Here is a 25409-nt window from a genome sequence, read left to right on the forward strand (position 1 = left end):
GAAGTTCAGGCACCAGGCGGAATGGTCAAGTGGGTTCCGCGTTTGATCCCGTCGCGCGCCGCCTCGCCCGACGGAAGCTCGATCACGTACTTCGCAGCGCCCGGCTCTATTGGAATAGCCGGATCGGCGGCATTCCGCGGTGCCGGCGCCACCGCCGCGTCGACCAAACGAACCGTGCCGTCGGCAGCGACGAATACCATATCGAGCGGAATCAGTGTATCTTTCATCCAGAACGTCACCGGTCCGTCGCTGTCGAAAACGAACAGCATTCCGGTGTGTTCGGGCAACGACGTTCGATCCATCAAGCCGCGTTCGCGCTGTGGGTCGTTGCGCGCCACTTCGAGGTGCAGCGTCGCTTGCGGAGCGTGCAGCGCTATCACCGGCAATGGGCTGGGCGCAGGCGACGCAGCGGCCACGATCGACGCCAGCAACAGATCAAACATTCGCGCCTTCCTCCTCGAGCAACGGCTCGACGTCGTACCAGTTGTGGCCGGTTTTTACCGTGACTTCCAGCGGCACGCTCAGCGCGACCGCGCTTTCCATATGTTCGCGCACCAGTGCGGCCAATGCATCGCGTTGCGACACGAGCACCTCGAAAATCAACTCGTCATGAATTTGCAGCAGCATACGCGCATCCAGTCCGGAGCGGGTCAGCGCTGCATCGATGCGGACCATCGCCAGCTTCATGAGATCTGCCGCACTGCCTTGCAGCGGGGCATTGGTCGCTTCTCGCTCGGCGGCCGCACGCAACATATAATTACCCGAAGTCAAACCCGGCATGTAGCGCCGGCGCCCGAGCATCGTCGAAACGTAGCCGTTACGCCGGCCCTCTGCAATCGTTCGATCGATGTACGCGCGCACCGACGGAAAACGCGCGAAATATGCCGCGGTGATCTCCCTCGCTTCAGCCCGGCCGATCTCGAGCCGTTGCGCTAATCCGAAATCCGACATGCCGTAGAGCAATCCGAAGTTTACGCTCTTGGCCATGCGGCGCTGATTGCCGTCGACGTTGTCGCCGGCGGCCACGTTGAAGATCTGACGCGCGGTGAAATCGTGAATGTCTTGACCTTCATGAAACGCCGCGCGCATCGCTTCATCGCCGGACAGATGGGCCATCAAGCGCAGCTCGATTTGACTGTAATCGGCTGCGACCAAGAGATACTCTTCGCCGCCGGCGACGAACGCTTTGCGGATCTTTCGCCCGAGCTCGCCGCGCACCGGCACGTTTTGCAGGTTAGGGTTGGTCGACGACAGCCGGCCGGTTGCTGTCGATGTTTGATTGAATACCGTATGCAGCCGTCCGTCGGCGGGGTCGACCGACGACCCAATGACGTCGACGTACGTGTTCTTGAGTTTGGTGACTTCGCGCCATTCGAGCACCAACGCACAAATCGGATACTCACGCGACAATCCTTGGAGAACTTCCACGCCGGTCGCCCAACCGGTCTTGCTCTTTTTCCCGTTCGGAATCTGGAGTTTGTCGAAGAGAATCTTGCCGAGTTGCAACGGAGAGCCGATGTTGAACTCTTCGCCGGCAAAGTCGAAGATGTGCCGCTGCAGCCTGCTCGCTGCCGATTCCACCTCGCGGCCGACGATGGCCAGTTCGCCAAGGTCGATGGCGACGCCGGCGGCTTCCATTTTCGCCAGGACGGGCGCGAGAGGAAGTTCGACATTGCGGTAGAGATCGAGCTGCTCGCGCTCTTGTAACGAGGCTCGTTCGGGTTCGATCATGCGTAGCGTCGCATCGGCGACGGCGGCTGCACTCGATTCGGTCGAAGCGCCCAATATCGCCGCCGCAGCATCTTGGGGATCGGCGAAGCCGCGGCCCGGATCCAATAGATGCGCCGCGAGCATCGCGTCGTCGGCGAATTGCGGAACGTCGATGCCGCGATCCAACAGCGCGCGCATGAGGCGTTTCGCATCGTACGCAACGAGCAACGCGTCCGACCGCAACAGCGTTTGTAACGCGTCGCGCACTCCGCCGTGCGCCAGGGCTGCGAGCGGAAAGTCGAGTCCGGTTTCGGGAGCCGCGCTCGCACCTAGGTCGTGGCCCAATACCGCAAGCGCGATGCGCGCGGCACTCGCCAATTCTCGCAGTTCCCCGGCGAGCCGTTCGAACTCCGGCGGATCGGCGGCGGCGGCATACGAGCGGTACGAACCATTCAATCCCGTTCGCGCGTCGAGCAAGAGCAGTTCGGGCGGTGCCTGTAGCTTTGCGACTAACGATTTGAATTCGAGATCGCTGTACAGTTCAAAGAGTTCGGCCTTATCGGGTGCGCGGTATCGACTGGCTTCCCAATCGACGGTGACCGGCAAGTCCCGAACCACGATCGAAACCGTGCGGCACAAACAGGCCTGATCGCCGTATTGCTCGATCAGCTTTTGCAACTTTGGCGTTCCGGCCAGCGTGGGATTTGCAACGAGCGCGTCCAGCGAACCGGCCGCCTGCAATAACTTCGTCGCGGTCTTTTCGCCGACGCCCGGGATACCCGGCAGATTATCCGACGGATCGCCCTTGAGCCCGCGATAATCCGGCAACTGCGACGGGTCCAGTCCGAAGCGTGCGCGCACCGCTTCTGGGTCGTATCGGGCCAGATCGGTGATTCCGCGGCGCGTCACGAGCGCAGTCGTGCGTTCGTCCACGACCTGTAACAAATCGAGATCGCCGGTGACGATGACGGTTTGCTCGCCGGCTTCTTCGGCTTGCCGAGCCAAGGTTGCGATCACGTCATCGGCTTCTTGCCCGTCGAGTTCGACGATCGGAATACCGAACACGTCGAGGATTCGGCGCACGAGCGCGAACTGGCTGCGCAATTCGTCGGGCATCTTTTCGCGTTGCGCTTTGTATTTTTTATACAACGCGATGCGATGCGCCGGCATGCCTTTATCGAACGCCGCAATCACGTGTACCGGTTTTTCGTCGGCGATGATCTTGTTGAGCATCATCGTAAAACCGTAGGCTGCGTTGATCGGCACGCCCTTGCTGGTCGTCAGACCGGGCAGCGCAAAAAATGCGCGATACACTAACCCGTAGGTATCGAGCAACATCAAGCTCACGAGTGCACCACCAAGATCGCAGAACCTGCGCCGACGCTGCCATCGTTTGCGATTCGCAACACCGACAGCGTGTAACGTCCGGCCTGCGATGGAACCGGAATCGTTATGTCGCCGCGAGTCGCCGGGACGATTTTCCAATACACCGGTTGTGTATCGGATTGCGCCAGCGATAGTTGCGCGGGCGGCTGAGTGCGCCGCACGAAACCCAAGACTTGCGCGTGATTACCGGTCGAGTCGACCCACGGGTGCCAGCTTTCGGTCGACAGAGCGCTGGTTTGCGTCGCCGCGACGTCGACTGCCAGCAAGTCCGGCGCGGAGTCGAACAGCGCGCTACCCGATGGTTGTTCTCTGCTGATACGTATCGCTAACGTCGCGATCGAGGGCGCGTCGGGAATCGTTACCGCAGCAATCTGGGCCGGCGCAAAGCTGGCGCCCCCCAGCGACGGGACCACCGCCGCCGGACGCCCGGGTGCATAGACCTGTAACGGCAGCGTCGACCATTCGATCGCTCCGTCGCGAACGAAACTCGATCCGGCGAGCAACTCTCCCGGCGCGCTCGACGCGCGAAAACTCGCGCCGGCACCGCCGCCGTTTGCATCGACGACGTCCGCATCGACGCCGAGTGCGCTCTCGAGCGTCACTAGGGCTTGCCCTTGTCCGCCGGCAAGATGCGCGTCGACTCGAATCGAGTCGCCGGAACGATACGTCTGGCGATCGACGGCGAGCGAGACGTTACCACTTCCCCGATCGACGCTTTGCCCGGACGATTCGGCGTCGACCTGCACCGAGACGGCATCGGTCGCACGTCCGCCGAGGTCGACGCTGGCGAAAATTAAATCGGTTCCGAGAAGTGGAGACGCGAACGAACCTCGTCCGCGACCGTCGGCGTCCAGTTTGAGCGTTTGGAGGTTCGTCGATGTACCGTGCACCATACGCACCGTTACGGTCGCACCGGCCAACGGTTTGCCGGTGGCAACCTCGCGCGCTTCGATATCGAAGCCGATGGGCGAACCGACGCGCTGCTCTTCGCGATCGACCGCGACGCGGATCGCGGCTTGCGCCGTGGCGACGACGATGCGCGTGTCCGCGGTAGCTTCGTTGGAATCGACGTGAACGCCATAGGTGGATCCGAGTTCGTCGGTCGGATGCGGAATCGTAACTGTCGCATCGCCTTGCGCGTCGGTCTGTACCGTTTGATCGAGCCACATGCTAGTCGCCCATGGCGTAACGTCAGGCACGGCCCCGACGTACACGTGCGGCGAGCGCACGACTTGCACGCGAACCGTAGCGCCACCGCGAGACGCATGCACGCGCAGCGGAACGTCCTGGTGTGGGTCGCACGAATCTCCGCACCCGGCCGCAACCGAAAGCGACAAACCGCCGACATCGGCGTCGACGTGCACGGTCGCGCCGCCGGCACCGCTTCCGCTTTGTGCCAGCAGCGTATACTCGCCCGAACGCGCGCCGGCCGGAACGGAGAATTGCGTTGCGAACGCACCGGCGGAATCGAGTGCCACGCGTTGTTCCCCGACGAGCGTCGCGCCCGAACGCAGCGTGACCGTCACCGAGCCTGAAGCGGGGCGAAACGACGTTCCGTTCCGCGAGCGTGCGAAGCCGACGGCTCGAACGATGTCGCCCGCATGCACCACCGCGGAGTCGGTGCGCACCGCAACGATTGCTGTCGGCAACGGCGCTTGCGCCAGCGGGCTCAGAAAGGCGTAACTGGATCCCCACTGCGCGAGCGCAAACACCGGTCGCGGAAAGTGCTTCCAGCGTACGATTCCATGCGCGTCGGTTTGTGCCGTTTCGAACCTGCTACCGACCACGAACTGCACGCGCATGCGTGCCATCGCGCGGCCCGTGCCGAGATCGGTTCCATACAGCAACAGTTCGGCGGGCGTTTCTTTGGAAATCAGGCCGACCCGCGTGCGGTTGATCCACACTTGCTCGCCTACGTCGCCGCGCCGTGCCTCGACGACGAAGAATCCCTCACGCGAGCCAAGTTGCACGTCGATATAATTGGATTGAAACTGATAGCCGCCGGGGGGTGAGAACGTAAACGAAGCGACCGGACGCCGTCCGCGCGTAACGATCGCGCGTGGTCTCGCATTCGAACCAGCCGTCAACACTTCGGCCGGGTCGGCCGCATACACCCCGATCGAAACCGGTGCGCTGGAGTAGGTATCCAAGCGAACCGTCGTCGGCTTCCATGGTACGTTCGAATCGTTGGCAAACAACGCGAAGTACGCATCGAATCGATGTAAGTCGACGATCTGACGTTCGGCACGTACGGGTGCGCTGCTAAATGCGAGCACGACCGCGAGCGCTGCCAGCGCGCGGCGAGAGAACACGCAAGCCCATTCGCCGGGCACTATCGTGGGCCTCGCGTAGAGAGAGGTCGCGGCCGAGGGCGCGGGTAAAGCCGACCGGAGTGGACGAGCAACCCGTCGGAGGAAATCCGACTTCCACCCGCTGCCGGTTTTGCGGCACCCCTGAAAACGAAAGCGACGAATCGAAAGCACGAGACAAGTCGCACGTCCAGGTGGTTATCGCGTGCGGTTCGTGCGGCCACCCCTTCGCCGTCCTGTCGCGTAATTAGGAGTCGTTTTCACCCGTGACCATCGATCGCACGCGCGCTGCCGTACTGTTCGCCCTCGCGCTAACGTTGGCCGGCGGCGCAGCACGCGCCGCGACACCGTCGCCGCATCCCACGATCCCGCCGCCGCCCTTTCCAAAGGTGAAACTGCACGCGGAGTACGTCGTCGAGGTGAACAGCAAAGGCCAGGTCGTTAAAGTCAAATCCGGGCACGGCACCAAGTTCGCGACGTTCAACGCGCAGACTTACGGCAACGCTTTGCAGATGTGGATCCGCAAGGCAGACGGAACGGCGGTCGTCGGCTTATTCCGCGTTTCGTACGACTACAACCCGACCACGCATCATGTCGACCGGAAGATCGCGCTTTTGTCCACAGGCGGAAACTGGGGCAACCAGCCGGGCGCCGCTACCGTAATGATCGACACGGCAAAGAAAGAATACGCCGCGTCGGAAGCGGCCGCCAAGAAACAACAGGCCGCGTCGCATGCCAAGCTGCCGTCTCTGAACGAGATTACCGGCAAGCCGACACCGTCGCCGTCGCCTTCGCCGCACCCATAACGCCGGTATGCGGCTGGTTACGTTTCGAACGCGCGACGGGCGAACGCTCCCGGGAGCGCTCGAGGGGGATGCCATCCGCACGATCTCGACGGCAACGATGCGCGACTACATCGCGTTGGCGCCGCACGAGCGCATCGCCTGGCACTCACCCGAACCGTTGATTCCGCTCGCCGACGTCGAGCTCGACGCACCGGTGCGCCCGGCGCGCAACGTGTTTTGCGTCGGCCGTAATTATTTGGAGCACGCAAAAGAGGGCGCCAAAGCCTCGGGACGTGAGCTCAAGCTTCCAGACGTTCCGACGTTCTTTACCAAAGCGCCGACGGCCATCGTCGGCCCGGGCGCGACCGTGCGCCTCGAGCGTTCGATCTCGAGCGAGTACGATTTCGAGGCCGAGCTGGCCGTCGTGATCGGAGCACGTTGCAAAAACGTAACCGAGAGCGAGGCCTTGGACGTGGTGTTCGGATATACGGCGTTCAACGACGTCACCGCGCGCGATCTCCAGCGCGCACACGTGCAGTGGTTCAAGGGAAAAAGTTTAGACGATAGCGCGCCCATCGGCCCGTGGATCGTGACACCCGAGGAGATCGGCGATCCGCAGGCGCTCTCCATCGGCTTCCGTTTAAACGGCATCGAGAAGCAGCGCAGCAACACGTCGGAAATGATCTTTTCGATACCGCGCCTAATCGCCGAACTTAGTCGCGGTATGACGTTACTTCCGGGCGACGTCATCGCAACCGGAACTCCGGCCGGCGTAGGATTCGCTCGAACGCCGCCGGAATTTTTATCGGACGGAGACGCAATGCAAGTAGAAATCGGCGGTATCGGTTCCCTTCGCAACCCGGTATCGATCGCGTGACGGCCGCATTCATTGCCGGCGGCGTCGTCGCGGCCGGACTCATTTTGGTCGGCCTCTGGGCGCTGTTCGATCCGCGTCGCATGGCACACGCATACGGTCTTCCCGCCGAAGGTTCGCACGCACACGGCTTTACGCGCGCGACCGGCATTCGCGATCTCATCATCGGTGGGGTGCTCGGCGCCGCCGTCGTGCTGCACGATTTGCCATTCATCGCCGTTTTGGCCGTCGCTGGAATCGTGTTATCGATCGCCGATTTCGTCATTGCGTATCACGGCGCAGGGCGGCGGATTCGTCCCGCGCACGCAAATCATGCGGCCGGCGTTATCGCATTCATCTTGGTACTGGCAATGGCGTTGCTGGCGATCGGCATATAAATCGTAGGACTCCTTCCGTATTAGCCGTATGAACGGCGCATGATCGTCGCCGTACCTCGCGAGAGCTCGGCCGCCGAACGTCGCGTCGCACTCGTGCCCGAAACGGTTGTTAAGCTCGTGAAATCGGGTATCGATGTGCGCATCGCACGCGGAGCGGGCGCGGGCGCTTCTTTTCCGGACGAAACCTATGCGGCCGCCGGGGCCACCTTGATCGACGACCAGCCGCAATCGTACGCGGATGTCGACGCGTTGATTACGGTCGGACGTCCACCCGGAGCAATACTGCAAGCTCTGCGACCGGGTACCGTGGTCGTCGGATTTTTCAATCCATTGGGCGATCCGCAGTACGTCGAAACGCTGAAAAGCGCCGGCGTCAACGCGCTGGCTATGGAAATGATACCGCGTATCACACGCGCGCAATCGATGGACGCCTTGTCGTCGCAAAGCAACATCGCAGGCTATAAAGCGGTGCTACTCGGTGCGGCCACACTACCGAGATTCTTTCCGATGCTCACGACGGCAGCCGGAACGATTCCGCCCGCCAAAGTACTGATACTGGGCGCCGGCGTTGCCGGTCTACAGGCGATCGCTACGGCGCGACGGTTGGGCGCGGTCGTGAGCGGATACGACGTACGCGCCGCCGTCAAAGAGCAAATACAGTCGTTGGGCGCGACCTTTTTAGAATTCGATCTTGGCGGCGACGCCGAAGGCGCCGGCGGCTACGCGAAAGAGCTGACGCCCGAACAACAAGAGCGACAACGCGCGTGGATGGTCGATCAAATTGGAGCCAACGACGTCGTCGTTACCACCGCGCTCATTCCCGGACGCAAAGCACCGATCTTGATCAGTGAAGCGGCTGTCGCCGCCATGAAGCCCGGAAGCGTCGTCGTCGACCTTTCCGCCGAAGCCGGCGGCAACTGCGCCTTGACCGTCGCGGGCGAAACGATCGTCTCGCCCAATGGCGTGACGATTATCGGAACCACCAACTTGCCCGGCACGATGCCCTACCACGCCAGCCAGCTGTACTCGCGTAACGTGTACGCGTTGTTGTCGCCGTGGATCAAAGACGGCAATCTCATTATCGATTCGAACGACGAAGTCGCTCGCGGCGCGTGCGTCGCCGGCGCGGCTGCGACCGGAGGTTCCGCGTGAGCGACGTTTCTCATTATATCAGCCTGCTGACCGTGTTATTGCTGGCAGTGTTCGTCGGCTTCGAAGTCATCTCGAAAGTGCCGACCACCCTGCACACACCGCTCATGTCGGCGACCAATGCTATCCACGGCATCGTGCTGGCGGGCGCAATCGTCATCGTCGCGCAACTCTTTGGGGCGACAACGCAAGGTCCGCTCATGACGATCCTGGCGATCGTCGCGGTAACGCTCGGCGCGATCAACGTGTTCGGCGGATTCGCAGTCACCGAACGCATGCTGCAAATGTTCCGCCGCAAGGATTCCAAGAAGTGAGCGCCGGTTCGATCGTTATCGCGCTGGCCGACCTCGTCGCCATCGCACTGTTTATCTACGGCCTGCACGACTTGAATTCGCCGGCCACAGCGCGACGCGGCAATCGTCTCGCGATGGCCGGCATGTTCATCGCGCTGGTCGGCGTCGGCGCATCGACGCAAGGCGTCGGCTGGTGGGCAATCGCGATCGGCACCGTTATCGGCGGCGTGATCGGCGTTTACGCGGCGCTCAAAGTAAAGATGACCGCCATGCCGCAAATGGTCGCGCTGTATAACGGCGCGGGCGGCGGCGCGGCCGCATTGATATCAACTGTCGAGTTCTACGTGGTTCGCGGCGGCACCGTCGGGATGGACGACGTCATCGCGATCTCGTTGGTCCTATCCGCGATCATCGGTGCGATCAGCTTCGCCGGTTCGATCGTTGCGTTTCTCAAGCTCCAAGAGCTGATGACGGGCCGTCCGATCACGTATCCCGGCCAACAATTCGTCAACGCGCTGGTGGCTATCTCGATTCTCGCGCTAGCGGGCTGGTTCGTCGTGACGTTGGGCATTTTGCCGCTGTGGGCGTTTGGCATCATGATGGCGGCGGCACTGGTACTCGGCGTGCTGTTCGTGCTGCCGATCGGCGGCGCCGACATGCCGGTCGTGATCTCGCTCCTCAACTCGTTCACCGGTTTAGCCGTCGCGATCACCGGCTTCGAAATTTCGAGCACGCTGTTGATTATCTGCGGCGCGCTGGTCGGCGCCAGCGGCACGTTACTGACGGTCCTAATGGGCCGCGCGATGAATCGCCCGCTTACCAACGTGCTGTTCGGCGCGTTCGGTGCGGCCGGCGGTTCGGAGCCCGCAGCAAGCGGCAGCGGGGCAGCGCAGCAAGTACGCAGTGCCAGCGCCGACGACGTCGCCGTCATGTTGGCCTACGCGAGCAAAGTAATCTTCGTTCCGGGCTACGGCATGGCCGTCGCACAAGCGCAACACAGCGTGAAAGCGCTAGCCGATCAGCTCGAAAAACGCGGCGTCAAGGTGGCGTACGCGATCCATCCCGTTGCCGGGCGGATGCCCGGCCACATGAACGTCTTGCTAGCCGAATCGAACGTGCCCTACAACCAATTGCTCGACATGGAAGACGTGAACCCCGAGTTTCCCACCACCGACGTCGCGCTGGTGATCGGCGCGAACGACGTTACCAATCCGGCGGCGCGTAATGTGACCAGTTCGCCGATTTATGGCATGCCGATTCTCGACGTAGATAAAGCCGCCAACGTCGTCGTGCTCAAGCGCTCGATGCGTTCCGGCTTCGCCGGCATCGAGAATCCACTCTACGAACTTCCCAACACTTCGATGCTGTTCGGCGACGCAAAGGCATCGGTCGACGAACTTACCGCAGCGGTAAAGGCACTGTAAAACGCTCGGCGCGCACGTCGTTCTTAGCGTCGCAATATGCGCCGGAACGCCAGCGCAAGGTTCTAGTTTGCACGTCCAGATCGAAGATCGCGTCGGGCACGCGTACGCCGATCGTACGGTTTTAGTCGAGCCGCAACGACGTGAGTACACGCTCGAGCTCGACGCACCGCCGGGCGTCTATCGCCTCAGCGCAGCAACCACGGCGCCGCAATGTTCGGCCAACACATTCCTGTATTTTTTACCGCGTTCCGACCGGCACATCGGGTTGACGCTCCTCGATCGGCCAACTTCCGCGCCGCGGCCAATCTATCTATTTGCCGGACTCGTTTCGCAATCCAACGCACCGTATGCGCGTCCCGCACCGATCCTGTTCGACCAGAACGCGCAATGCGATGAGCCTGCCGGTAAGCCGCTGCAGCTGCACGCACTGACCGAGAGCGAACCAGGATCGTACTACGTCACGCTGTTTGCCGAGCCAAACGTTCCCGCCGCGTCACAAATGGTAACGCTCGACCTGCAAAAGCCGGCGGAAACACACCATTACGTGTATATTCCAATGCCGTTTCCGATCCCCGTACCAAGCGATGGTTGGCCCGTGTCGTTTCGCCTCGACATTTCGCCGGCACTCGTCGAACCACTCGACGAACGAACTGCATCCTGGGTGGTGTGCGGACTTTTTCGAATCTCGTCGTCGAGATAAATTCTTACGAGGATGAACGCCGCGAGGATTGGGTTGGGGGTTGCCGGCATTCTCGCGTTACTCGTGGCAAGAACTGCGTTGTGGCAAGGCGGCGCTGAAGCTCGGTTCCAGTGGCCGGCGCTCGGCATCGCATGCCTGTGCACCGCTATCTTGTTGCTGACGTTCGCATTCTCGCGCCCCAAATCTTAGGGCTTTTCGAGCGCTCCTCGTGGCGCCGAAGTTAGTAACGGCACGAATCCCAGCGTCGGCGGCGGCGCTCGCACGATGCCGTCGTGCATATCCTCCCATGCCTGCGAAAGCAGCGGCAGCAACGTGATCAAGCTATGCGTTCCGCCGGTTTGCGAGTAAAACGAAACCGGTACCCCTTCGGACTGTAAGAATACAGCCGTCGACGTGGGGTATTGCGTTGGAACGACGTTGTCGCGCGAGCCGGTGATTACGTAGAACGGTGTCTCGCGCATGCTCGAAAGCACGCGCTGCGACTGGCGATCGATCAGACCGCCTGAGATCGACATGACCGCCGTCCAGTCGTCGGGATGCAGCGGGCCGACTTGAAATACGGAAAAGCCGCCGGCGGAGTATCCCGCGAGATACCGCTTGCGGGAATCGATTGTAAACGCGCTCGTCGCTGCCGCGAGCGCGTCGTAGACGTCGCTCGCCATTTTAGGTATATCGTATTCGCCCCGAACGTAGGGCGCGATAATGATGCTCCCACTTCGCTCCGCCAATGCGGCAATAAACGGCGGCGCGAGCAGGTTGGTCTCCGATTGCGGTCGCCCGTGCAAGAACATGACCAAGGGAGCGGGACGCCCCGCCCGATACGTGGATGGCACATAGACGGCGACGGGCTGCATCGTTCCGTCGACGCTCGAGCGCAATAACGTTTCGCCGAGTCCGCGGATCGATCCGAGCGGCTGAAACTGCCGCGTCATGATTTGATGAATAAGGCTCAGATCGAGCGTGGCTTCGTTGACCAGATACGCCTGTCGCTGTTCTTGCGTATATCCATGCCAGCTCGTCGTATCTCCGAGCGCATCGTAATCGTCGTTGAGCCGCTGGAGATAGTCCATCGCCGTATCGCGGCCGACGAGCGGTGCAAGATCGGCGACCTTATCGTAGTAGACTGCTGCCGTGGCGTGTAGATCCTGACGCAACTGCGTCGATGATGCGCTAACGCCCGTCAGCATCGCAATTGCTGCGGCTGCAGCGATTGCTCGCAAACCTTTTATGACTGTCTCCTCATCGTTGGTTCACTGTTTTTCGGGCGTTCCCGAGGGCGCCGTCAGCGGCAGTGGCACTTGGCCGAGCAACGGCGGCGACGCGCGCACGATACCGCCGTGCATGTCGTCCCACGCTTGCGAAAGCACCGGCAGCAGCGTTATCAGGCGATGCAATCCGCCGGGCTGCGAATAGAACGACACCGGCATACCTTTGGATTGTAAGAACGCAGCGGTTGCGGTCGGGTATTGCGTGGGAATGCTCTGGTCGGCCGAGCCCGTAAGCACGTAAAACGGCTTCTGACTCATCGTCGAAACGACGGCCCGCGCATCGTGACCGAGTAGGCCGCCGGCGATCGACATTACCGCGTCCCAGTCGTCCGGATGAAGCGGCGCGACCTCGTACACCGAAAAACCGCCCATCGAATAACCCGCGAGAAATCGTCTGCGACGATCGACTGCAAACGCGCTCGTCGCCGCATCGAGTGCGTCGTACACATCGCCGGCAGTCTTTCGAAAATCGTATTCTCCGCGTCCGTACGGTGCGATGAGGATGCTCCCGGTTCGCTCGGCAAGCGCGGCGACGAACGGTGGCGAGAGAAGATCGGTTTCGGATTGCGGACGGCCGTGTAAGAAAACGACCAACGGCGCCGGACGATCCGTACGATACGACGACGGTACGTAGACGGCGACGGGTTGCATGGTGCCGTCGACGCTGGAACGCACGAGTGTTTCACCTAAGCCGCGTATTGTGCCAAGCGGCCGAAAATGCCGCGCCATGATTTGGTTCACCAGGCTAAGGTCGAGCGTCGCCTCGTTGTCCAGATACGCCTTCCACTCGTCCTGCGTGTATCCGTGCGACAGCGTCGAATCGCCAAGGACCTCGTCGTCGTCGTACAGGCGCTGGAGATAATCGATGGCCGACTCGCGGCCGACAAGCGGCGCGAGATCGACGACGTTCGCGTAGTAGGCCGATGCGGCCGCGTGTAATTCGTTGCGGAGGTCCGTGCTCGACGAGTTGACGCCGGTTAGGGTCGCGATCGCCGCGACAGCCGCAATAATCCGGCCAACCATAGCTACCCTAACGAACCATCTGCGACTTCGTGACCGAAATCGACCGGCAGGCTCGCGACCACCTCAGTCGGGGAAGCGCTCCTCATGTACGCCCGCGTCGCGTCCGATATAGAGCACGCGCTTTCCGGAAAACGAGACGAAGTATCCGGCGCATCCGGCGGCTGCCGCCTTCTCGCAAAAACCAAGGTACGTGTATCCGGCAACGAGCTGCTGCGCTTCCCGTATTGCAGCTTGTAATGTTACAGCGTCGAGCGCGGCGGCAACGGGTGTCTTGACGACGTGGGTGGCAAGCGAAACGCTGCGTCCGTCCGGAGTATAATACGTTGCGAGCGAACATCGAAAATTGATCGTATAACCCTCGAAGCCCTGGCGTTGCAGCGACCCGACGATTTCCGGAAATGTCAGCGTATTTTGCTGCGCGCCGTTCAAACAAAAGGACGCTGCGGCTTCCATCTCGTCGTCGAGCATGTTATATCGTCTCCGGTGGAGGAGGTGTTTGCGGCAGCGTCTGCTTGGCGACGACCGCCGTTTTCTGATGGCCGGGCTTCTTCTTGCGGTCGGTCCAGTTGACGACGATTACGTACAGCACCGGAACGATGGCGAGGTTCATGATCGTCGAAACGATCATACCGCCGAGCACGGCGGTACCCAGCGAGATGCGCGACTGCGCGCCGTCGCCGTGCGCGAAGGCGAGCGGCAAAATACCCAGGATAAATGCGATCGACGTCATGAGAATTGGCCGCAAACGCTCGGTCGCCGCGTGCGCGACGGCGTCGACCGTTTCCATACCGTGCTCGCGAAGTTGATTTGCGAACTCCACGATCAAGATCGCGTTCTTGGCCGCCAGACCGATCAGCATGACGTAGCCGATTTGCGCGTAGATGTCGCTCGACGTCTGCGGTACCAGCACGAGATGACCGGCCAGCTTCGAGTGAATGACGGTGCTGAGAATTTCGCACCAGCGCCGAACGTAGATGCCGCCGACCGCGCCGACCAACGCTAACGGTACCGCCATCATGATGACGAGCGGCGTCGTCAAGCTTTCGTACTGCGCGACGAGCACTAAGAACACGAATAGCAAACCCATCGCGAAGACGATAATCGTCTGCGGTCCGCTCTGCACTTGCTGACGTGCGATGCCGGCCCAATCGTACTTCATGCCCTTTGGCATTTTTTCCGTCGCGATTTGGGCGATCGCGTCGAGCGCCTGGCCGGAGCTCGAATTCGTGCCGGGCGATCCGTCGACCTCGTATGCGTTGTATTCGTTGAACCGCATGATCGTCACGTTGGACGTCTCTTTTGTGATGTCCAAAAACTGCGAAACGGGCATCATGTTCCCGTTTTGGTTGGCGACGTAAATGCGATTGAGATCCTGGGGGACGGTACGGTATTTCGCACCGGCCTGGACCAGCACGTTATACGAACGGCTACCATAGTCGAAAAAGTTAACGAACGCCGCACCGGTCGTTGCATCGAGTGTATTGAAGAAGCTCGTCGGGGTTACGCCGAGCGACAAGGCCTTGGCGCGATTGAACTTTGCGACGACGTACGGTCCGGTGAGCAGCGTTGGAATGTAAACTTGCGATAGCCGATTATCTTTCTTCGCTGCCGCCAGGATCGAGTCGCCGACCTTATTTAACGTCGGCAATCCGAGATTATTGATGTCTTGAATTTCGAGAGCAAAACCGCCCGTCGAGCCGAGACCGGGAATCGCGGGCGGGTTGGCGGGAAGAGCGGTGACGCCCGAGATCTTACTGAATTTTTGGTACAGCGCGTACTGCAGGTTGAGCGAACTGTTTTCGAGCCCCTTACGCTTGTCGAGTGGCCATAGCTGCACGAACAGTGTCGCCTGATTGGCGCTGCTATTGGCGAAGCCGAAACCGATGCCCGACGTTACCGCTTCGACTTGCGGCATCTGCAGCATCATCGCTTCCATGCGTTTCACGACGTCGGTCGTCTGGTCGAGCGATGCGCTGGTCGGCAGCGTCACCAATACGTAGAGCAAACTCTGATCTTCGGTCGGAAGAAACCCTTGCGGCGTTATCACGAACAGAATACCCAGCAATGCCAAGCCGGCCAGAAAGATGCAGACCATCACCCGCGTGTGGGCCACGAGCTTTGGAACCAACGCCGAGTACCAACGTTTCAGACCGTCCAACTGACGGTTGAACCACTGCATGAAGACGTTCTTGATGGGTTCCTCGCTATGCACCAACTCGTACGTCAGCACGGGCGCGAGGGTCAACGCGGTGAAGAGCGAGATACCGATCGACGCAGCCATCGTTAACGCGAACTGCTGATAGAGCAGGCCCGTCGTGCCGGGCAAGAACGCAACCGGTATGAAGACCGACATCAACACCAGCGAGGTCGCGACGACCGCTCCGGTGATCTCCTTCATAGCGCGTTTGGTGGCTTCGAAGTTGTCGACTTTATCATCGACGATATGGCGGACGATATTCTCTAAGACGACGATCGCGTCGTCGACAACCAATCCGGTGGCGAGCGTTAATCCAAACAACGTCAGCGTGTTGATCGTGAAGTTCATCATCTTCATCGCCGCAAACGTTCCGATCAGCGAGACCGGAATCGTAATCGAAGGAATCAGCGTACTCTGCCAATTCTGCAAGAAAATGAAGATGACGAGAACGACCAGCAGGATGGCAATGAAGAGCGTGATCACCACTTCTTTGATCGAAGCTTGCACGAAGTCGGACGTATCGAACGCAATCGCGTAGTCCATGCCGGTCGGGAAGTAGGCTTTGAGCCGTTCCATTGTGGCGCGTACGTTTTTCGAAATTTGCAACGAATTGGCGGTTGGTTGGCCTTCGATCGCCAGCACGACGGCCGTTTGACTGTTGTAGCGGCCCGAGGTTACGTAATTCTGCGCGCCGAGCTCGACCGTGGCGACGTCGCCCAGCCGGATGTATCCACCGTTGGGCTGCGAGGCGACGACGATTTGCCTGAACTCGTCCGGCGTCTGCAATCGTCCGTTGACTTTGATGGGAATTTGAAAGGGTTGCGACCCGGTCGTCGGCGCTTGGCCGATGGCTCCCGGAGCGACGTCGACGTTTTGTTGCTGGATCGAGCTCAATACGGTGTCGAGCGATATGCCGTTGGCTTGCAGTTTATGTGGGTCGACCCAAATGCGCATGCCGTAGGTGCGATCGCCGAGTACGTTGACGAGGCCAACACCGGGGATGCGTTTGAGATCTTCGATGACGTTGATGTCGGCGTAGTTGCTGACGGCGACGTCGCTGACCGCCGAACTTTTCGAAAGCATTGCGACGGCGATCGTGATATTGCCCGAGCTCTTCTGAACGGATACGCCCTGTTGTTGCACTGCCGTCGGCAGTTGCGCGAGCGTAAGGTCGACGCCGTGCTGGACGTTGGTTTGATCGGTCGTCGGGTCGGTGCCGAGTGCGAACGTGCACGTGATCGTCACGATGCCGTTGGAACTCGAGTACGATTGCATGTATTGCAACCCGTCGGAACCGTTGATGTTGATCTCGAGCGGCGTCGTTACCGAGCGAACGACGGCCTCGGCATCGGCGCCCGGAAAATTCGCCGTCACCGTGACCGTCGGCGGCGAAATCTGAGGATATTGCGCTATCGGCAAGGCCGGAATGCAAATCAAACCGGCGAGCAATACCACGAAACTCAAGACGCCGGCAAAAAGCGGGCGCTTGAGGAAGACCTCAATCATTCTGCAGTATTAGTACGGACGAGCGCGCCCGCTCCCTTTGCCCGTCGCCACATCCACGCATTCCACGTCGGAACGAACGGGCCCGGATCGAAGCGTTGTAGGCCCCGAACGTACGCATACGTGTAGTCGGCATCGAACAAGTAGAGGATGGGGACCTCGCGGGCCGCGATCGACGCGATCCGCCGATACAGTCCGCGCCGCGCCGACTTGTCGGTATGAACGAGCGCGGCCGATTCGAGTGCCGTCACGGCTGGGTCGCACCAGCGCATGTAGTTAGATGTACCGTCGCACGCGAGCACGGCCGAATCGTCCGGGTCGGGTCCCATCGTCCACGGCACGTAGGCAACGTCGAACCTTCCCGTGGCGAGGGCGCCGGTGCGCGGCATGAAGAGCTGCGCGTTCGAAATCGACTTCACCTCGACCGAAATACCGCGCTCGCGTAACGCCGCTTGGACGGCCGCCGCCACGCGCACGCCGGTGTTCGATTCCGGAAACTGCACGTACAGCACCTCGAACGCACGACCGTTCTTCTGTAATATTCCGGCCGGGTCGCGATGCCAGCCGGCCGCCGAGAACAGCCGGTCGGCTCCGGCCGGATCGTAGGCGGGCTGTCGAATCGAAGGGTCGTACGCCCACGAAAACGGCGGCTGGATGGAGTTCGCGACGGGATAGTACCCGAGCGTAATCTTACGCGAGATCGCCGCGCGATCGATCGACATTGCGACCGCTCTCCGCATTGTGGGATCGTCGAAGGGCGCTCGCGCCGTATTGAAGGCGAGCCCGGCCACCACCGCCGACGGCGCGCGCAAGAACCACAGCCGGTCGTTACCGCGGAGGGTGGTCAGTTGCGACGGTGCGATCAGATTCCAGTCGAGCTGCGCGGACTGCAGCATCACGAGATTGGTCGACGGGTCGGGGGCGATGCGAACGTCGAGACCGACCTGCGGCGCGCCTTGCCAGTAACGGACGTTCGGGGCGTATCGCAGGCCTTCGCCACGATGCCACCAGAGCAAACGGAACGGTCCATCGCCAACCGGCGCGGCCCCGAACGGCGATTGCGCAAGCGGACCGGCGCCGGCCAACAGGTGCGCCGGAAGCACCGCCTGCGGCACGACGCCGTATGAGAAGTACGTCGCGACGGCCGGCGCCCACGCGTGACGCAGATGAAGAACGACGGTATCGTCACCGCGCGCCGTGGCCCGATCGATCAGCTCGTAGCCCTCGTGCGAGCGAACCGGATTGCGCGGGTCGAGAATTGCGTGCAACGTGAACAGGATGTCCCGCGACGTCACGGGCACGCCGTCGCTCCACCGAACGCCGTGCCGCAGACGGAAGACGATCGTCCGGCCATCGGCCGAAACGCCGCCGTTTCGATCGGTCGGAATCTCGGCGAGCAACGCCGGCACGGCGTTGCCGCGAGCGTCGAAATCCAGGAACGGTTCGAACATCAGGCGCGCCAGTTGCTGCTCGACCGAGGCGGCGTCGGGGTGGATGAAGAGTGGGTCGAGCGTCTGGGGATCGGCCGCGATGCTGAACCGGATCAGGTTGGCGGGCGGAGCCGGATGAGCTGGTGCGCAAGCCGCCAGCAAGGAGGCTAGCCCAAGCGCGCGGAGCCATCGTATTGCGCCGAACGAATCATCGGTGCTATAGTGATTGCGCCGAAGATTTCTCGGTATTTTGCTCTCCTTGACGAACATGATAGCGCCAACTGAAGAATTAGACGAACTCGACCTGCAACTGCTGGATGCCCTCCAGACCAACGCTCGCTCGACATTTGCCGAGCTGGGCTCGTTGGTCGGATTGCGCGCACCGTCGGTTCACGATCGCGTGAAGCGGCTCGAGCAACGCGGGTACATTCAACGATATTCGGCTCAGCTCGACGCCAAGCGGCTCGGCTTGGAGCTGACCGCGTTCGTCTCGCTGTATACGACCCCGGACTGCGCCTACGAGACCTTCACGGCCGAACTCGGACGCATGCCGGAAATCTGCGAAGTCCATTCGGTAGCTGGCGAAGAGACCTTCGTTTGTAAAGTCGTAACCAGCTCGACGCGCCACCTCGACGATCTGCTCGCGCGCCTGAAAGGCATGCGGGGGATGGCGCGCACGCGCACGACGATCGTTCTGACGACGCCCTACGATCGCGGCGGCGTCACGGTGCAATCGTGAACGCGACCGATCTGCATCCGCTCGGCGCGCATCGCGTGCTCGAGCCGCCCGGCTCCATGCCGCAGACGGCGTGGAAGGTCGACAATACGCCGGTCGCGCTTGCCAACGAAATTTTGTGCGACGTCGAGACGCTGAACATCGACTCGGCCTCGTTCAAGCAAATCGCCGACGCCTGCGGCGGCGACGCAGCTGCGATCGCCGATCACATCGCTGCGAACGTCGAGCAGCGCGGCAAACAACACAATCCTGTGACCGGTAGCGGCGGCATGTTCGTCGGACGCATCGCAGCCGTCGGCGAGCGTCTACGCGGCCGGCCCGGCCTCGAGGTGGGTGCGCGCATCGCGTCGCTCGTCTCACTAACGCTGACGCCACTGCACATCGATGAGATCGTACGAGTCGACGTTCCAACCGGACGCGTGTGGATTCGGGGCCGCGCTATTTTATTTGAAAGCGGCCTGTGGGCGCGACTTCCCGAGGACATCGATGAAGGCGTTGCGCTGGCCGTGCTCGACGTCGCGGGGGCTCCGGCGCAAGTCGCGCGCATGTGTTCGCCGGGTCAGACCGTGGTCGTGATCGGCGCCGACGGCAAATCCGGTTTGCTCTCGTGCGCGCAAGCCAAAGCGCGTGTCGGCAACGGCCGAGTGATCGCCGTCGTTCCCGACGCGTCGACCGCCGGCGCGCAACTGCTGCGCGATGCCGGCTTGGCGGATGCGATCGTCGTCGCCGACGCGCGCGACACGCTCGACATCAGCGGTAAAGTCGCCGTCGTCGCACCCGCGCTCGCCGACATCGTGATTAACTGCGTCAACGTGCCCGGCACCGAGCTCGGCTCGATCTTGTGCGCGAAGGACGACGGCATCGTCTACTTCTTTTCGATGTCGACATCGTTTACCGCAGCGGCGCTCGGCGCCGAAGGCGCGGGCCGCGACGTCACCATGATCGTCGGAAACGGCTACACCAAAGGTCACGCCGATACCGCGCTGCAGACGCTGCGCGCCAACCCGAAAGTACACGACTATTTCAACGCCAAATACGCACCGTCCAACGCCTGAGGATAACAACATGAACGACACGATCGCACGTCATCGTAAGCCGCCCGTGGGTCCGGAGGCCTTCGAGTACAAACAGCTCAAGCAGGGCGAGTTTTGGCGCCATATTCCCGCCTATAAGGAAATCGACGAAGCGACGTTCCTCGATCATTTATGGCAACAGAAGAACGCCGTCAAGACCGCCGACGAGTTGCTCTCCACGATCAAGGGCGTGTGCTCGCCGCAGTTCTACGCCGACGCAGAGGCCGGCTTTCAGCAAGCGCCGATGGCGGTGCGCGTTTCGCCCTACGCGATATCGCTGATCGACTGGAACGATCCAATCGCGGATCCGATCCGGCGTCAGTTCGTGCCGCTCGCCTCCGGCTTGCTACCCGACCATCCACGCCTTACGCTCGATTCGCTGCACGAGCAGGACGATTCGCCCGTCCCGGGCCTCGTGCACCGTTACGTCGATAAAGCGCTGTTTTTGCCGCTTAACACGTGCCCGGTATACTGCCGGTTCTGCACGCGCAGCTACGCCATCGGACCGGACACCGAAAACGTGGATAAAGTCGGACTCGCCAAGACACCCAAACAGTGGGAAGAAGCGTTCGCGTATATTGCGGAACGCCCCGAGCTCGAAGACATCGTGATTTCAGGCGGCGACACGTATCAGTTAGCTCCGCGCAATATCGAGATGATCGGCAACGCGTTGCTCGACATTCCGCACGTACGCCGGATGCGCTTTGCCACCAAAGGCCCGGCCATCATGCCTATGAAAATCATCACCCACGGCGAATGGCTCGACGCGATCACAAAGGTCGTCGAACGCGGCCGTGGTATGGGCAAGGAAGTCGTGTTGCACACGCACTTCAACGCTCCCGAAGAGATTACGTGGATCACCGAAAAGGCGATGCGCATGTTGTTCGAACGCGGCATCTTCACGCGCAATCAGTCGGTTTTGATTCGCGGCGTCAACGATACGCGCGAGCGGATGACGTTGCTGGTCAAGCGGCTGGGCCACATAAACGTCCACGCGTATTACGTGTATATGCACGATATGGTGCGCGGCGTCGAAGATCTGCGCACGACCATCTACAGCGCGACCGATACCGAGAAGTTCGTGCGCGGCAGCACGGCCGGCTTCAACACGCCGACGTTCGTTTGCGACGCACCGGGCGGCGGCGGCAAGCGCGACGTGCACTCGTACGAGTACTACGATCGCGAGAACGGTATCGCGGTTTACGCGGCGCCGAGCGTGAAACCGGGCCAAGCGTTCGTCTACTTCGATCCGATCGACAAGCTCTCGCCCGACGCGCAAGCGCGCTGGGCAGTGCGCGAGATCCAAGATCAGATGATCGCCGAGGCAGTGCGCAAGGCCGGCGTCGGAGACGAACAGCTCGTCCTAGCCTAAAACGCCGTACCCGTTAGCGAAGCCGTACCGGCCGCGAGAGTTCCGAGTTGTCGATCACGATCGAGGCTCGCTCTTGCGGCCGGCATTCGTTGAGATAGCGTGTTTCACCGACGACGTACCGCCGATTAGACGGGTCGGCCGCTCCGCGTGCCGATCCGTCGCGCAGCGCGCAACGTTCGATCGCGACTTCGAACGAAACCGCGAGAAAGATCGATACGTCCCAATATTGACGTAGTTCGTCTCGATTGAGAAATAAGCCGTCGACGATAAGAATCGTGCCGTCGTATGCGCGCAGCCGGTCGCTCTCGATCGGCGAATCGAGCTCGCAATCGAATATCGCGGTCCGGTACCGTCGCGATCCACCGGGCTGCAGCGGATCGAGGAGTTCGCGTCTTAGGCCCTCGTAATCGTACGATTCTACATAGTGGCCGTCGGGCGAATCGCGGCCCAGCCGGTAGCGCTGCGCCTTCGGCCGGTGAAAGTCGTCCACACTTGCGCGAACTATAACGCGCCCGCCCGATTGCAATTGCACTGCCAACTCGTGGGCAAAGGTCGATTTGCCGGCACCGGATATGCCGTCGATGGCGACGCGCACGATCGGTTCGACCCGCGCCAGCACGATATCGGCCACGGATGCGATCAGTCGCCGCCGTTCGACGCTAATTGCGGTCGTCACGAATGGGGTCTCACCCATGCATGCTGAATACGCGGGCATGGATGAGAAACGCTTTCGAGTCGATCTCTACATCGCCTCACTAGCACTGATATTCAGCGGATTGGCCGCCGCGGCCGCGGCCTACCAGACCTACGTCATCCGGCAACAGTTTAGCGCGACCGTATGGCCGTACTTGACCTTTATTAGCTCGACGTCGGGCAAAGGATGGTTCGAACTCGACCTCAACAACGCCGGAATCGGGCCCGCGCTCATTCGTACGGCCGTTATCTCTCGCGACGGCAAACCGGTGAAAGAAGGCCTCGGACCGACTTCGCTAACCGCGTTGGGAACGGCGATCGCTCCCGAACGCGCGGAGGCCAGCGGGGACGAGGCGCGCGCGAACTCGCACATTCATAACGACCTAACCGTCACCTCGCTCACTCGCGGCGACGTGATCCCGGCCGGCAGCAGAATCCAACTCATCCGCATCGTTGGATCGTTCCTGACGAAGCGCGTGGTTGCCGACGCACATCACATCGATATCTCTGTGTGCTACTGTTCGCTGCTCGGTGATTGCTGGACGAAGCGCTTATGGGATCCGGCGGCCGAACCGCATTCTATTCGGGCCTGCCCGACTACGTAGTTACTGCAGACGTGGTACGAACGCGTTCGACGGCGCGCATCTCGACCGCACCGCCCGGGCGTAACGTCACCAACGGCGCTATTTTTACCGGTTCGCTCGAATCGCGCACGAACGAATAGTTGCGGCCTACCGCTTCGAGTACGACGGCCGCTTCCGACAATGCAAACTCGGTGCCGATGCATTGCCGCGCGCCCGCGCCAAACGGCAGGTATGCGAACGGCGGCGCGTCCCAATCGATCCAGCGATCCGGGTCGAAGCGCAACGGATCGCGATACAACGACGGTAGGCGATGCAAGAAGAGCGGAGCAAACAGCACCGTCGTCCCCTTCGCTATGCGATACCCGCCGGTCAGCTCGACGTCTTCGAACGGTTCCCGGCCGATCACCCAAGCCGGCGGATAAAGCCGTAGACTTTCGCGGATAACGCGTTCCACGTACCCGCGGTCGCCGCGCGCCACCGCTTCGCCGAAGCGCCCATCGACGTCGGGATTTTGCGCTAAGAGATACAGCGTCCACGTCAGCAGGTTGGCGGTCGTTTCGTGTCCGGCTGTAAACAGCGTCATCACTTCGTCGCGAATCTGACGGTCGTCCGGACGATACCCGCTTTCAGCGTCGCGCGCATCCAACAGCATCGAAAGCGCGTCATCGCCCGCATCGCTGGGCCGCTCGCGCCGGCGCGCGATGATTCCGTAAATGATATCGTCGAGCGTGCGTTCGGCCCGCTCGAACCGCTTCGTCGAAGGCAAAGGCAGTCGACGACGCAGCTGACCGAACGGCATCAACACGTACGGAAATTCTTGCATCATGTCGTGCAGCGCAGCACTCACCCGCTGGGTCGAATCGCTTTCGTCGCTACCGAAGAGCGTGGTCGAGGCGATCCGCAACGTCAACGCCGTTATCGATGCATGCACGTCGAACATCTTACCGGGTTCGATCGATGCTGCAAAATCGTCGGCCGCCTCGTGCATCATCTCGACGTAACGCGCGACACGAGCTCGGTGAAATGCCGGCTGCACGATGCGCCGCATCTGCCGGTGCAGCGGCTCTTCGCTCGTCAACAATCCGTCGCCGAGCAGATAGCGCAACATGCGCGTGCCCATCGACTTGCCGAACGAGTGCTGCTGGGTTACCAGTACGTCCTTGATCAGCGCGGGCTCGTTGATGAAGACGTAGTTGCGCCACGGCAGCGAAAACGCCGCGATGTCGCCGTAGTTCTCGACCAGCTCGGCCAGGAATGACGGAAAGTGCAGGAACGGAGTTGGAAACAGGCGCCGCAGGGTGGTCCACTGTGACGGCCCCGGCATACGTGCGTTCATCCGCCCGCGAGCTTGGCTTTCTTGCCGGCAGCGGAAAACCACGCGGCAATTTTTTCGCGATGATCGCCCTGGATCTCGATCGTTCCGTTCTTTGCCGTGCCGCCGCTGCCGCAATGACGCTTGAGCGCCTTCGCGGTTTCATCCAGATCCGATTCCCGAACGCCGGTAACGATGCTCACGGTGCTGGCACGCCGTTTCGCTCGCGCGATGCGAACGATGCCGTCGTCGGGAATTCCCGGCCGCACGCTCGGACGGCTTGTGTTCCGCACGCCGGCAACTTCGGCAGGCGCCGCGCACGCCACTGCCCAAGCCGCGAGCGTGCCACGCATCTGCGTTTTTCTCGGCAGCAGCTTCGGAAACGGCGACGAGTATCTTCGCCTCACCGAAGAGTGCGCGCGTGCGATCGTGCACGCCGGGTACGGAATCGTGTACGGCGGCGGCCGGATCGGTTTGATGGGCGCGTTAGCCGACGCTGCCTTGGCTGCCCGTGGCGAAGTAATCGGCATTATTCCGGAGTCGCTCGAACGACGCGAAGTCGCGCACCAGGAACTTTCTGAGCTGCACATCGTCGCCGGCATGCACGAGCGCAAGGCACTCATGGCCTCAATGAGCGACGCCTTCGTTACGTTGCCGGGCGGCATCGGAACGCTCGACGAATTCTTCGACATCCTGAGCTGGAGCGTGCTCGGACTCCATGCAAAGCCGATCGGTCTATTGAATTATCGCGGCTTCTTCGATCCGCTGCTCGCGCAACTGGACAGTATGGTTGCGCGGGGCTTCATTAAAGCGGAGCATCGAGGGTTGTTGGTAACTGCATCAGATATGTCCGAGTTGCTAAAGCGCTTTCAGAACAGTCACCTTGGGTGAACGAACCACAAATTACGGCAGTTTTCGAACGTTAAATACGCTCGCCTGTAGCACGCATAATGCTCGGAAGCAAACATCGCCAGTATCTTCGGAAGGACCGAAGCCAGCATATCGACTGATTCGGCGGATGTTTGCGGAACGCGTTCCGGTTCGACCATCGCTATGAGGTAGTCCAAGGAGAACAAATCTTTTATGTGCTCGGTAGGGGCGATATACACGACCTCTTCACCGCGGTCTCGGACGAAATCTATCGCGATGCGGTCATTTCGATATCGGTCGATCTCGTTACCGAACGACAGACCGCCGAGATACTCGCGTGT

The 25409-nt window shown here is 61.3% G+C and carries 24 protein-coding genes; 13 read left to right on the top strand and 11 right to left on the bottom strand.

The window, feature by feature from the left end; genetic code table 11:
* Positions 1–5 precede the first annotated feature (5 nt).
* From VGF98_11175 to VGF98_11185, 3 genes are read right to left on the bottom strand one after another with little or no spacing between them, the layout of a single operon-like run.
* A complete protein-coding gene (locus VGF98_11175; GenBank protein HEY1682190.1) occupies positions 6–443 on the bottom strand; it encodes a DUF192 domain-containing protein in 438 nt (145 codons plus the stop codon).
* Positions 436–3048: a DNA polymerase I gene (polA, locus tag VGF98_11180; GenBank protein HEY1682191.1), complete on the bottom strand. Its 2613-nt coding sequence runs from the start codon at positions 3046–3048 to the stop codon at positions 436–438. Before polA ends, VGF98_11175 begins: the two co-directional genes overlap by 8 nt.
* A gap of 5 nt (positions 3049–3053) precedes the next feature.
* On the bottom strand, positions 3054–5408 hold the full coding sequence (locus VGF98_11185) for a hypothetical protein (GenBank protein HEY1682192.1): 2355 nt from the start codon (positions 5406–5408) through the stop codon (positions 3054–3056).
* 263 nt (positions 5409–5671) lie between these two features.
* Between VGF98_11185 and VGF98_11190 the strand changes: the two genes are divergently transcribed.
* The 8 genes from VGF98_11190 (at position 5672) to VGF98_11225 (ending at position 11196) form a co-directional block, all read left to right on the top strand.
* On the top strand, positions 5672–6211 hold the full coding sequence (locus VGF98_11190; GenBank protein HEY1682193.1) for a hypothetical protein: 540 nt from the start codon (positions 5672–5674) through the stop codon (positions 6209–6211).
* 7 nt (positions 6212–6218) lie between these two features.
* On the top strand, positions 6219–7067 hold the full coding sequence (locus VGF98_11195; protein ID HEY1682194.1) for a fumarylacetoacetate hydrolase family protein: 849 nt from the start codon (positions 6219–6221) through the stop codon (positions 7065–7067).
* On the top strand, positions 7064–7441 hold the full coding sequence (locus VGF98_11200; GenBank protein HEY1682195.1) for a DUF4267 domain-containing protein: 378 nt from the start codon (positions 7064–7066) through the stop codon (positions 7439–7441). Before VGF98_11195 ends, VGF98_11200 begins: the two co-directional genes overlap by 4 nt.
* 39 nt (positions 7442–7480) lie before the next feature.
* Positions 7481–8593: a Re/Si-specific NAD(P)(+) transhydrogenase subunit alpha gene (locus tag VGF98_11205; GenBank protein ID HEY1682196.1), complete on the top strand. Its 1113-nt coding sequence runs from the start codon at positions 7481–7483 to the stop codon at positions 8591–8593.
* Complete coding sequence (locus VGF98_11210) at positions 8590–8904, top strand: NAD(P) transhydrogenase subunit alpha (GenBank protein ID HEY1682197.1); 315 nt, start codon at positions 8590–8592, stop codon at positions 8902–8904. The genes VGF98_11205 and VGF98_11210 overlap by 4 nt, the downstream gene beginning before the upstream one ends.
* Positions 8901–10307 (top strand): NAD(P)(+) transhydrogenase (Re/Si-specific) subunit beta, encoded by a 1407-nt coding sequence (locus VGF98_11215; protein HEY1682198.1) that lies wholly within the window; start codon positions 8901–8903, stop codon positions 10305–10307. The genes VGF98_11210 and VGF98_11215 overlap by 4 nt, the downstream gene beginning before the upstream one ends.
* Positions 10308–10374: 67 nt before the next feature.
* The gene (locus tag VGF98_11220) at positions 10375–11007 is read left to right on the top strand and encodes a hypothetical protein (protein HEY1682199.1); all 633 of its coding nucleotides are present in this window, start codon (positions 10375–10377) and stop codon (positions 11005–11007) included.
* Positions 11008–11019: 12 nt separating this feature from the next.
* The gene (locus VGF98_11225; protein HEY1682200.1) at positions 11020–11196 is read left to right on the top strand and encodes a hypothetical protein; all 177 of its coding nucleotides are present in this window, start codon (positions 11020–11022) and stop codon (positions 11194–11196) included.
* Here the strand turns inward: VGF98_11225 and VGF98_11230 are convergent.
* The 5 genes from VGF98_11230 to VGF98_11250 form a co-directional block, all read right to left on the bottom strand.
* Entirely contained in the window at positions 11193–12194 is a 1002-nt protein-coding gene (locus VGF98_11230; protein ID HEY1682201.1) for a hypothetical protein, read from the bottom strand. The two genes, VGF98_11225 and VGF98_11230, sit on opposite strands and share 4 nt — an antisense overlap.
* Before the next feature lie 63 nt (positions 12195–12257).
* Positions 12258–13298: a hypothetical protein gene (locus VGF98_11235; GenBank protein ID HEY1682202.1), complete on the bottom strand. Its 1041-nt coding sequence runs from the start codon at positions 13296–13298 to the stop codon at positions 12258–12260.
* A 63-nt stretch (positions 13299–13361) separates the two neighbouring features.
* A complete protein-coding gene (locus VGF98_11240) occupies positions 13362–13766 on the bottom strand; it encodes a DUF1398 family protein (protein ID HEY1682203.1) in 405 nt (134 codons plus the stop codon).
* Position 13767: 1 nt separating this feature from the next.
* Positions 13768–17001, bottom strand: a complete 3234-nt coding sequence (locus VGF98_11245; GenBank protein HEY1682204.1) for an efflux RND transporter permease subunit — start codon at positions 16999–17001, stop codon at positions 13768–13770.
* Positions 16998–18590 (bottom strand): peptide ABC transporter substrate-binding protein, encoded by a 1593-nt coding sequence (locus VGF98_11250; protein ID HEY1682205.1) that lies wholly within the window; start codon positions 18588–18590, stop codon positions 16998–17000. Before VGF98_11250 ends, VGF98_11245 begins: the two co-directional genes overlap by 4 nt.
* Before the next feature lie 106 nt (positions 18591–18696).
* On the opposite strand from VGF98_11250, the gene VGF98_11255 reads away from it, so the two are divergent.
* The 3 genes from VGF98_11255 to VGF98_11265 are packed head-to-tail and all read left to right on the top strand — an operon-like array spanning position 18697 to position 21609.
* Positions 18697–19167 (top strand): Lrp/AsnC family transcriptional regulator, encoded by a 471-nt coding sequence (locus VGF98_11255; protein ID HEY1682206.1) that lies wholly within the window; start codon positions 18697–18699, stop codon positions 19165–19167.
* Positions 19164–20219: an L-erythro-3,5-diaminohexanoate dehydrogenase gene (locus VGF98_11260; protein HEY1682207.1), complete on the top strand. Its 1056-nt coding sequence runs from the start codon at positions 19164–19166 to the stop codon at positions 20217–20219. The genes VGF98_11255 and VGF98_11260 overlap by 4 nt, the downstream gene beginning before the upstream one ends.
* A gap of 10 nt (positions 20220–20229) precedes the next feature.
* Complete coding sequence (locus tag VGF98_11265; GenBank protein HEY1682208.1) at positions 20230–21609, top strand: KamA family radical SAM protein; 1380 nt, start codon at positions 20230–20232, stop codon at positions 21607–21609.
* Between the two features lie 13 nt (positions 21610–21622).
* Here the strand turns inward: VGF98_11265 and VGF98_11270 are convergent, their stop codons facing one another.
* The gene (locus VGF98_11270) at positions 21623–22303 is read right to left on the bottom strand and encodes a hypothetical protein (protein HEY1682209.1); all 681 of its coding nucleotides are present in this window, start codon (positions 22301–22303) and stop codon (positions 21623–21625) included.
* Between VGF98_11270 and VGF98_11275 the strand changes: the two genes are divergently transcribed.
* Complete coding sequence (locus VGF98_11275) at positions 22302–22907, top strand: hypothetical protein (protein HEY1682210.1); 606 nt, start codon at positions 22302–22304, stop codon at positions 22905–22907. The two genes, VGF98_11270 and VGF98_11275, sit on opposite strands and share 2 nt — an antisense overlap.
* On the opposite strand, the gene VGF98_11280 is transcribed toward VGF98_11275, so the two are convergent.
* Together VGF98_11280 and VGF98_11285 are read right to left on the bottom strand one after the other, a co-directional pair.
* Positions 22900–24222 (bottom strand): cytochrome P450, encoded by a 1323-nt coding sequence (locus tag VGF98_11280; GenBank protein HEY1682211.1) that lies wholly within the window; start codon positions 24220–24222, stop codon positions 22900–22902. The two genes, VGF98_11275 and VGF98_11280, sit on opposite strands and share 8 nt — an antisense overlap.
* Positions 24219–24551, bottom strand: coding sequence for a translation initiation factor (locus VGF98_11285; GenBank protein ID HEY1682212.1), 333 nt, complete (start codon positions 24549–24551; stop codon positions 24219–24221). Before VGF98_11285 ends, VGF98_11280 begins: the two co-directional genes overlap by 4 nt.
* On the opposite strand from VGF98_11285, the gene VGF98_11290 reads away from it, so the two are divergent.
* The gene (locus VGF98_11290) at positions 24541–25089 is read left to right on the top strand and encodes a TIGR00730 family Rossman fold protein (GenBank protein HEY1682213.1); all 549 of its coding nucleotides are present in this window, start codon (positions 24541–24543) and stop codon (positions 25087–25089) included. The two genes, VGF98_11285 and VGF98_11290, sit on opposite strands and share 11 nt — an antisense overlap.
* Positions 25090–25409 lie beyond the last annotated feature (320 nt).

Source organism: Candidatus Tumulicola sp. (assembly GCA_036490475.1).
Taxonomy (GTDB): Bacteria; Vulcanimicrobiota; Vulcanimicrobiia; order Vulcanimicrobiales; family Vulcanimicrobiaceae; genus Tumulicola.